Origin of the sequence: Streptomyces sp. NPDC058198, from assembly GCF_042882605.1 — a bacterium.
Classification (GTDB): domain Bacteria; phylum Actinomycetota; class Actinomycetes; order Streptomycetales; family Streptomycetaceae; genus Streptomyces.
Window position 1 is genome coordinate 1,096,004 of record NZ_JBHVVP010000001.1, and the last position, 14,000, is coordinate 1,110,003.

A 14,000-nucleotide genomic window follows, 5' to 3' on the forward strand; every position below is an offset into this window, starting at 1 on the left:
GGGTCGCGTCACCTCCCGGGGCCCGGAAGGGCGCCGTCCCTGCTGGGACGCCGTGGAAGCGCTCTCAGGACGTCGGACGCAGCGGCTAGGCTGTAGCCGTCCGACAGCCCGCCTCGCCCGCGTATGCGTGGCTGCCGTACGGTGCCGCCATATCCGCCGACGAGGAGCGCACGCCTTGCCCGAGCAGTCCCCTGGGTTCCGCCCCACTCTGGAAGCTGTCGCGGCGCGCGCCGGTGTCTCCCGGGCCACGGCCTCCCGGGTCGTCAACGGCGGCGCCGGGGTGCGCCAGCCGCTGGTCGACAAGGTGCGCCGGGCGGTCGACGAGCTGGGGTACGTACCGAATCACGCGGCCCGCACGCTGGTCACCCGGCGCACCGGCGCCGTCGCGGTGATCATCGCCGAGCCGGAGATCCGGATCTTCTCCGACCCGTTCTTCTCCCAGCAGATCCGCGGTATCAGCAAGGAACTGACGGCGCACGACACCCAGTTGGTGCTGCTGCTGCTCGAAGGGCCCGGCGACTACGACCGGATCGCCCGCTATCTGGCGGGCGGCCATGTCGACGGCGCGCTCGCCTTCTCGCTGCACACCGACGACCCGATCCCCGAGATCACCCTGCGGTCCGGCATGCCGACGGTCTACGGAGGCCGGCCGAGCTGGACGGCGGCCCCCGACCACCGGGCGGTGCCGTATGTGGACGCCGACAACCGCGGCGGCGCCCGCACGGCCGTGCAGTATCTGCGCGACCTGGGCCGGCGGCGGATCGCTCATATCGCGGGCCCGCGCGACCAGACCTCGGCGACCGACCGGCTCGACGGCTACCGGGATGTGCTGCTGGACGCGGATCCGGCGCTGATCGCCGAGGGAGCGTTCACGGCGGAGAGCGGAGCGCTGGCGATGGCGGAGCTGCTGGAGCGCTGCCCTGATCTGGACGCGGTGTTCGCCGCCAACGATCTGATGGCCTCGGGCGCCCTGCGTGTGCTGAAGGAGCGGGGCCGCGCGGTGCCCGACGAGGTCGCTCTGGTCGGTTTCGACGACATGGACTCGGTCGCCGGGGCCACCGATCCGCCGCTGACCACCGTCCGGCAGGACATCGAGGGGCAGGGCCGGCTGATGGCGCGGCTGCTGCTGCGCGGTCTCGACCGGGAGCGGGAGGGCGCGTCGGCCCCGGCCTCGGTGATCACCCCGACCACGCTGGTGCGGCGGGCCTCGGCCTGAGCCGAGTCCCGCCGCACTCCGTGCGTCTGTTGCCTGATCTTCTACTTGGTCGCCGTCGAGCGGGCCGGCACATCGAGCGTCGTACCGTCCGAGAAGGTGACGGTACGGGCCGCCGACTCGAAGTTGTGCGCCGCGTAGGTGCGTACGCCGCCCTTGCTGAAGACGGCGGCGCTCGGAATGGATCCGGTCACCGTCGCGTCAGGGGCTCCGAGCGCGTCCAGCGTGTTGATCCAGTGGTAGGTATGGGCCTTGGACTCGCCGGCTTCGGGTGTGTAGCCCGCGTTGCCCGCGTCCCACTTGGCCTTGGCTCCCGCCGGATCGGCGAGGGCCTCGAACGACCAGAGGATGTCGCGCCATTCGACGGCCGGGCCGCCGTTCTCCCGTTCCAGCTCGGCGAGGTTGCGCTGGATGGCCGCCTTCTCGCGTCCCAGGTGGAGTGAACCGCCCGTCACGGGAAGGACGTTGATGCCGTGGATCTCCTCGGGGTTGGCGGTCCACCAGGTGGAGTAGGCGCCGCCGCTGCCCCAGACCATGCCGACCGTGTCATGTCCGAAGGAGGCCGGGAAGACCTGCTCGTCCGCGTCGAACCAGTACTGGCCGATCGCCTCGGACTCGGTGGCCAGCAGATAGCTGCCCAGGTCACGCAGCTCGTTGTCACCGGTCGCCGAGCCCCACAGCACCAGTGCGGCGCTCAGGTTGGTGGACTCCGAGGACGACTCCTGGTTGTTGCCGGCGGCGAAGCCCTGGTGGCCGGAGGCCCAGCTGTGGCCCGCGTACACGTCGAAGCCGCGCAGGAAGGGGAAGTCGGCGTCGGTGCGGCTGGGGTTCGCCGCGTCGCGTATCAGCGCCTTCACCATGCCGCCCCAGGCGGAGTCGGCGGCCCACTGCTGGTCGTACTGGGCGACGATCGCCGCCGCGTAGACGTAGTAGCTGTAGTGGAAGTGGTGGTCGTTGAGTTCCGTGTCGCTGCCGTACGACGCCGGGTAGCCGGTCAGCGTCTTCCAGTCCTTGTCGTACGAGAACTCACTCGCGCCGCCCGCCGTGAACCACTCCTCCAGCCGGCCCTTGAGCAGTCCGAGGAGCTTGTCGCGGGTCGCGCTCTCGCCGATCTGGTCGGCCATCGGCACCAGCTGGGCGAGCCTGCCCAGCGCCTTGCCCGTCCAGTACGTGTCGGTCGCGCCGGAGAACGGATCGGCCGCGCCGGCCACCTCGTCCAGATAGCCCTTGAGCCGGGCCGCGTCCACACCGGTTGACTTCGGCAGGGCCGGCAGCACCCCCGAGGTCTGCTGGCTGGTGGTGAATGACGTGCCCTCGCGGACCTTCATGGTACCGCGCGGTGAGACATAGGTGTATGGAGTCAGCGCGTCGGTGCTGTTCAGCCACTGGTGCCGGTAGAGCGCCTGGAGCGTGCCGGTCTCGGTGCCCTCCTGGGGCGCGGTGGTGAGGCTGTAGGTCGCCTTGACCGTGCCGCCGGCGGCGCTCCAGCTCACCTTGGAGCCGGTGACGAAGCTGTACGCGTACTTCTGGTACGTCGCGAGGGCGTCCGTGGACGGCAGGACCGCGAGCGAGAAGTAGTCCTTGGCGCCGAGCCCGGCCGTGATGTCGGAGCCGGACACCGACCAGTCGCTGCCGGTCGGCGCGAACAGCGCGTAGTGGTGGCCCGCGACGGTGATGCCGAGGACATTGCCCTGGTCGGCGAAGACGGCGGGCGCGGCCGCAGTGGTGATCCGCGCGTCGCCGCCCGATCCCTTGGCGTAGACGAAGGGCAGGCCGTGGCCGATGGTGGTCCGCAGGGTGCGGGCGCCGTCCGACCAGTACGGCGTGACGGTCCAGTCCGACCAGTCGTCGGCCTTGGTGTCCGCCGAGTTGAGCCCCGCCAGGCCCAGAGTGAGGTCGGCCTTGTGGGCGTACTCGTACTGGCGGCCCTCGCCGACGATCGCCGGGGTGGTCGGGTAGCCGACCTCCAGGCCGCCCGCCGTCGCCTGATAGGTGAGCGGGTGGCCGTACATCGGGGTGGAGTACGGGTTGTCGCCGTACCGCTGGAAGGCCAGCGAGGACCACCAGTCGTTGGTGGGCACCGGCTTGTCCCGCGCGGCGGTGGTCACCTTGGGGGTGACCGGGGTGCCGGTCCCGGTGGTCGGGCCGGAGGTGCCGGCGGGGCGGGCGTCCGAGTAACTGCCGGATCCCACAGGGACGTTGGCGGCCGCCGCCGGGGTGGCGGCCGGGCCGAGGCCGATGGCGGCCAGGGCGGTGACGAGGACCAGCGCCGAGGCGGGTCTGGCACGGGAGACGGACATGGACGGCACCTCGAAGACATGGGGGGAAGGGGTGTCCGAGAGCGCTCTCAGATACCAAGAAACGTAAAACTCCTGAAACAGAAGTGTCAATACGTCTGACACACAAGGCAGTTGTTGGGGGACCGAGGCTGTTATGTGTTCGAGTCTTGACGAAGGGAGGCGTCTCGGGCACGCTCCAACCCATCTTGTTGAGAGCGCTCTCAAACGGCTCTCGCGCGCACTCCGAAGCCAAGGGAGGCTTCCCATGCCCATCGCCCGAGCCGCCAGGAAGGCCGCGGTCCGTCTGGGGGCGGTCGCGCTCTCCGGGGCACTGCTCGTCGCCTGCGGATCCGGTTCCTCGGGAGGAACCTCCGACAGCGCAGGCGGCAAGGTCACACTCACCGTCGACCTCTTCGGATCGTTCGGCTACAAGGAGGCCGGGCTCTACGCGGAGTACCAGAAGCTCCACCCCGGCGTCACCATCAAGCAGAGCGACACCGAGGACGAGGCCGACTACTGGAAGTCGCTCCAGACCCGGCTGGCCGGCGGGGGCGGGCTCGCCGATGTGCAGGGCGTCGAGGTGGGCCGTATCGCCTCGGTCACCCAGCAGCAGTCCGACAAGTTCGAGGACCTGAAGCAGTTCGGCGCCGACCAGCTCAAGGACCAGTTCGCGGAGGCCAAATGGTCCGCCGCCACGACGGAGGACGGCCGGATCCTGGGGCTCGGCACCGATGTCGGCCCCGAGGCCATGTGCTACCGCACGGATCTGTTCAAGCAGGCCGGTCTGCCGACCGACCGCGACGAGCTGGCCGAGAAGTGGTCCACCTGGGACGGCTATCTGGCCCTCGGCGAGGAGTACATGAAGAAGGCGCCCCCGAAGGGCGCCTGGCTCGACAGCGTGGCCAGCCTCTACGCGATCATGATCGGCCAGGAGGAGGAGCGGTACTACGACGCCTCCGGAAAGCTGATCTATGAGAACAACCCGGCGGTGAAGACCGCCTGGGACACCGCGGTCCAGGCGGCAGACACCGGACTGAGCGCCAAGCTCGACCAGTGGTCACCGCAGTGGAACCAGGCCTTCGCGGCCGGCTCGTTCGCCACCATTCCGTGCCCCGCCTGGATGCTCAGCTACATCAAGGGCCAGGCCGGTGAGGGCGGTTCCGGCAAGTGGGACATCGCCAAGCTGCCCGGCGGCGCCGGGAACTGGGGCGGCTCCTACCTCACGGTCCCGCGCGCGGCCCAGCACAAGAAGGAGGCGTACGAGCTGATCAAGTGGCTCACCGCCCCCGAGCAGCAGGCGAAGCTCTTCCAGAAGCAGGGCATCTTCCCGTCCGCCACGGGCGCCATCGCGAAGGTCTCGGGCGCCGAGGACCCGTACTTCTCCGGCGCTCCGACCGGCCAGATCTTCGGTGACGCGGCCAAGGCCGCGCCGGTGCAGGTCCTCGGTGTCCATGACGCCAATGTCACCCAGCAGATCACCAACGCGCTGAGTGAGGTGGAGCGCAAGGGCACCTCGTCGGACAAGGCGTGGTCGACGGCGAAGAAGGGCGTCGACAACACCATCGGCTGATACGGCTCCGGGGGCCGGCTCCGGCCGGTCCCGCCCCTTCCCCGACCGGGACCGGCCCCCGGCATTCCCCGCCCACGCCCACGCCTCCGAAGGGCCGCACCATGACCCTCACCGCCACCGCGAAAGCCGCGCCCCCGCCGCCGTCAGGACCCGCCGCCCGGCCCTCCGCCGCGCACCGCACCTGGCGCACCCTCTCGCCGTACGCCTATATCGCCCCGTTCTTCACGCTGTTCGCCGCCTTCGGGCTCTTCCCGCTGCTCTACACCGCGTATGTCTCGCTCTACCGGGTCGAGTTGCAGACGCCCGGCGCGATGGAGTGGCGCGGCTTCGGCAACTACACCGCTCTCTTCACCGACGAGTTCTTCTGGACCGCGCTGCGCAACACCTTCACCATCGGCGTGCTCTCGACGGTCCCGCAGCTGGTGATGGCCCTGGGCCTGGCCCATCTCCTCAACTACAAGCTGCGCGGCCGGACGTTCATCCGGACGGCGATGCTGCTGCCGTACGCCACCTCCGTCGCCGCGGCGACCCTGGTCTTCGCCCAGCTCTTCGGCCGGGACTTCGGGCTCATCAACTACGTGCTGGGGCTGGTCGGTTTCAGCCCGGTGGACTGGCAGACGGGCACGGTCGCCTCGCAGATCGCCGTATCGACCATCGTCATCTGGCGCTGGACCGGCTACAACGCGCTGATCTATCTGGCGGGCATGCAGTCCATCCCGAGCGAGCTGTACGAGGCCGCCGAGATGGACGGGGCCTCGCGCTGGCGGCAGTTCATCCATGTCACGCTGCCGGGCCTGCGCCCGACGATCGTCTTCACGGCCGTCGTCTCGACGATCGGCGCCACGCAGCTCTTCGGTGAGCCGCTGCTCTTCGAGGGGTCCATCTCGGGCGGTATCTCGCATCAGTACCAGACGCTCGGTCTCTATATGTACGAGCAGGGCTGGGGCTTCTTCCATCTGGGCCGGGCCGCCGCCATCGCCTGGGTGATGTTCCTCCTGATCCTGCTGCTGGTCGGGGTCAACGCCCTGGTCGCACGCCGCCGTTCCCGCAAGGAGGCCGGTCGATGACCGCGCTCGCCGCACCGCCGACGCCGCCTTCGCCGTCCCCCGGGGCCGCTGAACGGCCCTCGCCCTTCCGGCGCAGGAGCCGCGCAGGACGCACCATGCACGGCGGCCGGCTGTCGTACGTGATCCTGGCCGTCGCGCTGCTCTTCTCGGCGTTCCCGTTCTACTGGACGATCGTCGCGGCCAGCCGCTCCAACGCCGATCTGGCGAAGGTGCCGCCCACCCTGCTGCCGGGCCCGAACCTGATCAAGAACTTCGAGGCGGTGCTGGAGGAGGCCGATATCGGCAAGGCCCTCCTCAACTCCCTGATCGTGTCCGGGTCCATCACGGTGGGCACGGTGCTGTGCTGCACGCTCGCCGGGTTCGCCTTCGCCAAACTCCGCTTCCGCGGCCGGGGCGCGCTGCTGGCCCTCACCGTGGGCACGATGATGATCCCGCCGCAGCTCGGGGTGATCCCGCTCTTCATGCTGATCGCGAAACTGCAGTGGGTGAATCAGCTGCAGGCCGTCATCCTGCCCGGACTCGTCTCCGCCTTCGGTGTGTTCTTCATGCGGCAGTACCTGATCCAGGCGCTGCCCGACGAGCTGATCGAGGCGGCCCGCGTCGACGGCGCGTCGACCGCGCGGATCTTCTGGTCGGTCGTGGTGCCCATCGCCAGGCCGGGGATGGCCGTGCTGGGCATGCTGACCTTCATGGCCGCGTGGAACGACTTCTTCTGGCCGATCATCGCCCTCTCCTCGCAGGAGCCGACCGTCCAGGTCGCCCTGCGCCAGCTCGGCGGCGGCTATGTCCACGACCAGTCCGTGATCATGGCAGGCACGCTGCTCGGCACGCTGCCCGTGCTGCTGGTCTTCGGTCTGCTGGGCCGGCAGATCGTCGGCGGCATCATGCAGGGCGCCGTCAAGGGCTGACCACTCCCCCGCCGTCCCCCCACCGTCCGTCTCACTCCCGGGAGTTCCTTCCTCATGACCGCTGTCGACGCACGTCCCACGACCACCACGGAGCTGCGCTTCCCCCGCGGTTTCCGCTGGGGGACGGCCACCGCCGCCTACCAGATCGAGGGAGCCGCCACCGAGGACGGCCGTACGCCGTCCATCTGGGACACCTTCAGCCGCACCCCCGGGCGGGTACGCAACGGCGACACCGGCGACATCGCCGCCGATCATTACCACCGGATGGACGAGGATGTCGCGCTGCTCAAGGAGCTGGGGGTCACGGACTACCGCTTCTCCGTGTCCTGGCCGCGCGTCCAGCCGACGGGCCGCGGTCCCGCCGTACAGCTCGGTCTGGACTTCTACCGGCGGCTGGTCGACGCGCTGCTGACGGCGGGGATCCGGCCGGTCGCCACCCTCTACCACTGGGATCTGCCGCAGGAGCTGGAGGACGCGGGCGGCTGGCCGCAGCGTGACACCGCGCACCGGTTCGCGCAGTACGCGCAGATCATGGTCGACGCGCTCGGCGACCGGGTGGCCACCTGGACCACCCTGAACGAGCCGTGGTGCGCGGCCTTTCTCGGGTACGCCTCCGGTGTCCACGCCCCGGGCCGTACGCAGCCGGTCGCCGCGCTACGGGCCGCGCACCACTTCAATCTGGCGCACGGCCTGGCCACCCGGGTACTGCGCGACGCGCTGCCGAAGAGCGCCGAGATCTCGCTGACCCTCAATCTGCACGCCGCGCGGCCGCTGACGGACTCGGCGGCCGACCTCGACGCGGTGCGCCGCATCGACGCCGTCGGGAACCGGATCTTCCTCGATCCGGTCTTCCACGGCCGGCTTCCGCAGGATCTGATCGATGACACGGCGTCCCTGACGGACTGGTCCTTCGTCCGGGACGGCGATCTGGAGACGGCGTCCGCGCCGGTCGATTCGCTGGGGATCAACTACTACTCCCCCACGATCGTCGCGGCGGGCTCTTCGGCCGGGGATCCTTCCCCGTGGCCGGGGGCGGACGAGCACGTGCGCTTCGTGCCGGCGCCGGGCCCGCGGACCGCGATGGACTGGCCGATCGACGCGGACGGACTGTACGAGCTGCTGACGCGGCTGCGGGACGAACTGCCCAACACGCCACTGATGGTCACCGAGAACGGAGCGGCGTACGACGACTACGCCGACCCCTCCGGGGCGGTCCACGACCCCGAGCGGGTGGCCTATCTGCGCGACCACCTGACAGCCGTCCACCGGGCGATCGGGGACGGCGCGAAGGTCCGCGGCTATTTCCTGTGGTCGCTGCTGGACAACTTCGAGTGGGCGTACGGCTACAGCAAGCGGTTCGGCATCGTCCATGTCGACTTCGCGACCCAGCGCCGTACGGTCAAGGACAGCGCCCGCTGGTACGCGGCGGCCATCAGCCGCAACGGTCTGGCCTGAGGCACCCGGGGGCCACCCGATGGCTACCGGAAAGTAACTCCGGCTGGTTGGATGTGCGTCGCCCTTCGTACACCCCACCGGAATCGGGAGTCCCTGTGCCGCACTCCGCGCTCCGCCGTATCCCCGGCGCCGCCCTGTCCACCGCACTCGCCGCCGTCCTCCTGGCCGCGACCGCCCCCGCCGCCACGGGCGCCACCGGCCGGGCCGACGCCGAGCCGCCCGCGCTGAAGGTGCTCACGTACAACTCGTTCCTGTTCAGCAAGCTCCTCTACCCCAACTGGGGACAGGACCACCGGGCCGCCGCCATCCCGGCGGCGGCCTTCTACCAGGGCAACGATGTGGTCGTGGTGCAGGAGGCGTTCGACAACGCGTCCTCCGACGCGCTCAAGCGGAACTCCGCCGACCAGTACCCGTACCAGACGCCCGTGCTGGGCCGGAGCAAGGCCGGCTGGGACGCGATGGGCGGGGCTTATGCCGCGCTCGCCCTGGAGGACGGGGGTGTCTCCGTGCTCAGCAAGTGGCCGATCGTGCGCAAGGAGCAGTATGTGTACGAGGACGGGTGCGGCTCGGACTGGTTCTCCAACAAGGGCTTCGTCTATGTGGTGCTGGAGGTGAACGGCACCAAGGTCCATATGGTCGGCACCCACACCCAGTCCACCGACCCGGGCTGCGGTTCCGGTGAGGCCGTGCGGACACGGAGCCTTCAGTTCAAGGCGGTCGACGCCTTCCTCGACGCCAAGAACATCCCCGCGTCCGAAGAGGTCATCGTCGCGGGCGACTTCAATGTCGACGGGCACAGCGCCGAGTACGCCTCGATGCTCGCCGACGGGGGCCTGGCCGACGCCGATGCCCGTACCGGACATCCGTACTCCTTCGACACGGCGGAGAACTCCATCGCCGCGGAGCGCTATCCGGACGACCCGCGCGAGGATCTCGACCATGTGCTGCACCGCGCGGGGCATGTCCGGCCGGCCGGCTGGACCAATGAAGTGATCAAGGAGCAGAGCGCGCCCTGGACGGTCTCCAGCTGGGGCACGGAGTACACGTACACGAATCTCTCCGACCACTATCCGGTCGTCGCCTCCGCACGGTAGGCCACGCGGGGCACCCCGGCACTGTACGTCGCCGGCCGGTCACCACCGGCTTTCGCCGCTCTCAGCACTTTCACAACAGTGGTGGCACAGCAATACTGTTGAACGTGGCCCACGTGCGGATCCGGGCCGGTCCACCGATGTGCGGCAGCGGGAAGCGAGGCGCGGACATGACCACGAGGACCGAGGAGCCGGCGCTCACCGTCGACGAGCTGGCCGCGCGGGCCGGGGTCACCGTGCGCACGATCCGCTTCTACAGCACCCGCGGCCTGCTGCCGCCCCCGGTGATCGGCCCGCGCCGGGTCGGCCACTACGGGCGTGAGCATCTCTCCCGGCTGGCGCTCATCGAGGAGCTCCAGCACCAGGGCATGACCCTCGCGGCCATCGAGCGCTATCTGGAGCAGCTGCCGCCCGATCTCAGCGCGCACGATCTGGCCATCCACCGGGCGCTGGTGGCCTCCTGGGCGCCGGACTCGGCGGAGGACGCGTCCCGCGCGGAGCTGGAGCGCCGCGCGGGACGGGCCCTGGCCGAGGACGACATCGACCGGCTCGCCGCCATGGGGGTCCTGGTCCGTGCCGACGGTCCTGACACCTACCGGCTGGATCCCGGGCTGCTGCGGCTCGGCGTGGAACTGCTGGACGTACCGATCGCGTACGAGACGATCCTCGCGGCCCGTACGGTCCTGCTGGAGCACACCCGTGAGGCCGCGCACGAACTGACCCGGCTGTTCCGGGACGAGGTGTGGACGCCGTACCGCAAGCGCGAGCCGGACCCCGAGCAGGTGGCGGCGATGAAGTCGCTCTCGGCCCATATGCAGCCCATGGTGGTCCAGGCACTGGTGACGGCGTTCCAGCGGTCGCTGAAGGAGGAGCTGCGGGCCGCGTTCCAGGCGGAGTGAGTACGCCGTGAACACGGCCCGCGCGCCGCACCTCGGGCGGCCGGCCCCGGGCGTCAGGCGTCGCTGAACCTCTCGCCCTTGGCCGCCTTCTCGACCAGCAGCGCGGGCGGGGTGAACCGCTCGCCGTACCGCTCGGCCAGCTCACGGGCGCGTGCGACAAAGCCGGGCAGGCCGCCTTCGTAGCCGTTGATGTACTGGAGCACACCGCCCGTCCAGGCCGGGAAGCCGATGCCCATGATGGAACCGATATTGGCGTCGGCGACCGAGGTCAGGACGTTCTCCTCCAGGCAGCGGACGGAGTCCAGCGCCTCGGAGAAGAGCATCCGCTCCTTCAGATCGAGGAACGGGACCTCGACGCCGGCCGCGCCGAAGTGTTCCCGCAGGCCCGGCCACAGGCGCGTGCGCCTGCCGTCCTCGCCGTACTCGTAGAAGCCCGCGCCGCCGCTGCGTCCCGTACGCCCGAACTCGTCCACCATCCGGTCGATGACCTCGTCCGCGGGGTGCCCGGTCCACGCGCCACCGGCCTCCTCGACCGCGCGCTTCGACTCGTTACGGATCTTGCGTGGCAGGGTGAGCGTCAGCTCGTCCATCAGCGAGAGCACCTTGGCCGGGTAGCCGGCCTGCGCGGCGGCCTGTTCGACCGAGGCGGGCTCAACGCCCTCGCCGACCATCGCGACCCCCTCGTTGATGAACTGCCCGATGACCCGCGAGGTGAAGAAGCCGCGCGAGTCATTGACGACGATCGGGGTCTTCTTGATCCTGCGCACCAGGTCGAAGGCGCGGGCGAGGGCCTCGTCGCCGGTCCCCTCCCCCTTGATGATCTCGACGAGCGGCATCTTGTCGACCGGCGAGAAGAAGTGCAGCCCGACGAAGTCGGCGGGCCTCGACACCCCTTCCGCGAGCACCGTGATGGGCAGGGTGGAGGTGTTGGAGCAGAGCAGCGCGTCCGGCTCGATGACGTCCTGGATCTCCTGGAACACCTTGTGCTTGAGCGCCGTGTCCTCGAACACCGCCTCGATCACGGCGTCGCAGCCGGCGAGATCGGCGGGATCGGCGGTCGGGGTGATACGGGCGAGCAGCGCGTCCCGCTCGGCCTCGGTCGTACGGCCCCGGGAGAGCGCCTTGGCGAGCAGCTCCCGGGAGTACGCCTTGCCCCGCTCCGCGGCCTCGGAGGTGACATCCTTCAGGACGACGTCGAGGCCGGCGCGCGCGCAGGAGTACGCGATGCCCGCGCCCATCATCCCGGCGCCGAGGACCGCGACCTTGCGGACCTCGCGCGGTGCGATGCCCCGGGGCCGGCCGGCCCCGGAGTTGACCGCCTGGAGGTCGAAGAAGAACGCCTGGATCATGTTCTTGGCGATCTGCCCGGTGACCAGCTCGGTGAAGTAGCGGGCCTCGATGGTCTGCGCGGTCTCGAAGTCGACCTGCGAGCCCTCGACGGCCGCCGCGAGGATATTGCGCGGCGCCGGGTAGGGGGCGCCCGCGATCTGCTTCTTCAGGTTGGCGGGGAAGGCGGGCAGATTGGCGGCGAAGCGGGGGCTGGAGGGCGTACCACCCGGAATCCGGTAGCCCTTGACGTCCCAGGGCTGCTGCGACGCGGGGTGGGCGTCGATGAAGGCGCGGGCGAGAGCGAGCATCTCGTCGGTGGTGGCGGCGACTTCATGGACCAGTCCGTTGTCCAGCGCGCGCTTCGGGGAGTACTGCGTGCCCTGGAGCAGCACCTTGAGCAGCGCGTCGGCGATGCCCATCAGCCGTACGGTACGGGTGACTCCGCCGCCCGCGGGCAGCAGTCCGAGCGTGACCTCGGGCAGGCCGATCTTGGATCCCGGCGCGTCGAGGGCGACGCGGTGGTGGCAGGCGAGGGCGATCTCGTAACCGCCGCCCAGCGCGGCGCCGTTGATGGCGGCGACGACGGGCTTGCCGAGAGTCTCGATACGGCGCAGGGCGTGCTTGATGCCCATGCCCATGTCGAATACCTGCTGGGCGTCGTCCGGGCCGACCTTGATCATGTCCTTGAGGTCGCCGCCCGCGAAGAAGGTCTTCTTGGCCGAGGTGATGATGATGCCGCGGATGCTGTCCTGCTCGGCCTCGGCGCGGTCGGCGATCACCGCGATGGAGTCCTTGAATGCCTGGTTCATGGTGTTGGCGGACTGGTCCGGGTCGTCGAGGACGAGGGTGACGACGCCGGTGCCGTCCTGTTCCCAGCGAATGGCCGAGGAAGCCGGGGTGGTGGACTCGCTCATGCTGCTGCTCCGTAACGGGAAGAGGGACGGGCCGGTCAGAGACGCTCGACGACGGTGGCGACACCCATGCCGCCGCCGACGCACAGCGTGGCGAGGCCGTACCGCTTGTCCCGGCGTTCCAGCTCGTCGATGAGGGTGCCGAGGATCATCGCGCCGGTGGCCCCGAGCGGATGGCCGAGCGCGATGGCGCCGCCGTTGACGTTGACCTTGTCCAGCGAGAGCCCCATGTCTTCGACGAAGCGCAGCACGACCGCGGCGAAGGCTTCGTTGATCTCGACCAGATCGATGTCGTCGATGGTCAGTCCGGCCTTGGCGAGGGCCTTGCGGCTGGCGGGGGCGGGTCCGGTCAGCATGATGGTGGGCTCGGAGCCGGAGACGGCGGCGGAGACGATCCGGGCGCGGGGGGTGAGTCCGTAGCGCTCGCCGATGTGCTGGGAGCCGATGGCGACGAGGGCCGCGCCGTCCACGATGCCGGACGAGTTGCCCGCGTGGTGGACGTGGTCGATCTTCTCGACCCAGTGGTACTTCTGCAGGACGACGGCGTCGAACCCGCCCAGGTCGCCGATCCCGGCGAACGACGGCTTCAGCGCGGCGAGCGAGTCCGCGGTGGTCCCGGGGCGCAGATGCTCGTCGCGGTCGAGGACGGTGAGTCCGTTGCGGTCGCGTACCGGGACGACGGAACGCTCGAAGCGGCCGTCCTTCCACGCCGCGGCGGCCCGCTCCTGGGACAGCGCGGCGAACTCGTCGACATCGCGGCGGGTGAAGCCGCCGATGGTGGCGATCAGGTCCGCGCCGATGCCCTGCGGGGCGAAGCCCGTCGCGAAGTTGGTCATCGGGTCCATCGCCCAGGCGCCGCCGTCCGAGCCCATCGGCACCCGCGACATCGACTCGACGCCACCCGCCAGGATGAGGTCCTCCCAGCCGGAGCGGACCTTGGCGGCGGCCAGGTTGACGGCTTCCAGGCCGGACGCGCAGAAGCGGTTCTCCTGTACCCCGGCGACGGTGTCGGGCAGGCCGGCGGCGATGGCCGCGACCCGGGCGATGTCCGAGCCCTGGTCGCCGAGCGGGCTCACCACGCCGAGCACGATGTCGTCGATGGCCGCCGGGTCGAGTCCGGGGAAGCGGCCGCGGAGCTCGTGGATCAGGCCGACGACGAGATCGATGGGCTTGGTGCCGTGCAGGGCGCCATTGGCCTTGCCGCGGCCGCGCGGGGTGCGGATCGCGTCGTAGACGAACGCTTCGGTACTCACGACAGCTGCCTTTCGGAAGAGCGGT

10 protein-coding genes are annotated in these 14,000 nt (G+C 70.1%); 7 read left to right on the plus strand and 3 right to left on the minus strand.

All coding sequences use genetic code 11. The annotated features are described in order from the left end of the window. Positions 1-175 precede the first annotated feature (175 nt). Positions 176-1,216 (plus strand): LacI family DNA-binding transcriptional regulator, encoded by a 1,041-nt coding sequence (locus ACFVWW_RS04955; RefSeq protein ID WP_384333260.1) that lies wholly within the window; start codon positions 176-178, stop codon positions 1,214-1,216. 41 nt (positions 1,217-1,257) lie between these two features. On the opposite strand, the gene ACFVWW_RS04960 is transcribed toward ACFVWW_RS04955, so the two are convergent. Beyond that, on the minus strand, positions 1,258-3,513 hold the full coding sequence (locus ACFVWW_RS04960; RefSeq protein WP_384186668.1) for a glycosyl hydrolase: 2,256 nt from the start codon (positions 3,511-3,513) through the stop codon (positions 1,258-1,260). A 244-nt stretch (positions 3,514-3,757) separates the two neighbouring features. Between ACFVWW_RS04960 and ACFVWW_RS04965 the strand changes: the two genes are divergently transcribed. From ACFVWW_RS04965 to ACFVWW_RS04990, 6 genes are all read left to right on the plus strand, one after another. Then, the gene (locus ACFVWW_RS04965) at positions 3,758-5,062 is read left to right on the plus strand and encodes an ABC transporter substrate-binding protein (RefSeq protein ID WP_386875969.1); all 1,305 of its coding nucleotides are present in this window, start codon (positions 3,758-3,760) and stop codon (positions 5,060-5,062) included. A gap of 101 nt (positions 5,063-5,163) precedes the next feature. Next, the gene (locus ACFVWW_RS04970) at positions 5,164-6,129 is read left to right on the plus strand and encodes a carbohydrate ABC transporter permease (RefSeq protein ID WP_386875971.1); all 966 of its coding nucleotides are present in this window, start codon (positions 5,164-5,166) and stop codon (positions 6,127-6,129) included. After that, a complete protein-coding gene (locus ACFVWW_RS04975; protein WP_384186659.1) occupies positions 6,126-7,037 on the plus strand; it encodes a carbohydrate ABC transporter permease in 912 nt (303 codons plus the stop codon). The genes ACFVWW_RS04970 and ACFVWW_RS04975 overlap by 4 nt, the downstream gene beginning before the upstream one ends. Positions 7,038-7,091: 54 nt before the next feature. After that, on the plus strand, positions 7,092-8,492 hold the full coding sequence (locus tag ACFVWW_RS04980) for a GH1 family beta-glucosidase (RefSeq protein WP_384333266.1): 1,401 nt from the start codon (positions 7,092-7,094) through the stop codon (positions 8,490-8,492). A gap of 95 nt (positions 8,493-8,587) precedes the next feature. Next, positions 8,588-9,586, plus strand: coding sequence for a sphingomyelin phosphodiesterase (sph, locus tag ACFVWW_RS04985; RefSeq protein ID WP_386875973.1), 999 nt, complete (start codon positions 8,588-8,590; stop codon positions 9,584-9,586). Positions 9,587-9,753: 167 nt separating this feature from the next. Next, positions 9,754-10,482 carry a MerR family transcriptional regulator gene (locus ACFVWW_RS04990; protein WP_386875975.1) on the plus strand — a complete coding sequence of 243 codons (729 nt, stop codon included), beginning with the start codon at positions 9,754-9,756 and terminating at the stop codon, positions 10,480-10,482. Positions 10,483-10,535: 53 nt separating this feature from the next. Here the strand turns inward: ACFVWW_RS04990 and ACFVWW_RS04995 are convergent, their stop codons facing one another. Together ACFVWW_RS04995 and ACFVWW_RS05000 are read right to left on the minus strand one after the other, a co-directional pair. Continuing rightward, complete coding sequence (locus tag ACFVWW_RS04995) at positions 10,536-12,725, minus strand: 3-hydroxyacyl-CoA dehydrogenase NAD-binding domain-containing protein (protein ID WP_384333270.1); 2,190 nt, start codon at positions 12,723-12,725, stop codon at positions 10,536-10,538. Between the two features lie 35 nt (positions 12,726-12,760). Continuing rightward, positions 12,761-13,975: an acetyl-CoA C-acetyltransferase gene (locus ACFVWW_RS05000; RefSeq protein ID WP_384186645.1), complete on the minus strand. Its 1,215-nt coding sequence runs from the start codon at positions 13,973-13,975 to the stop codon at positions 12,761-12,763. Positions 13,976-14,000 lie beyond the last annotated feature (25 nt).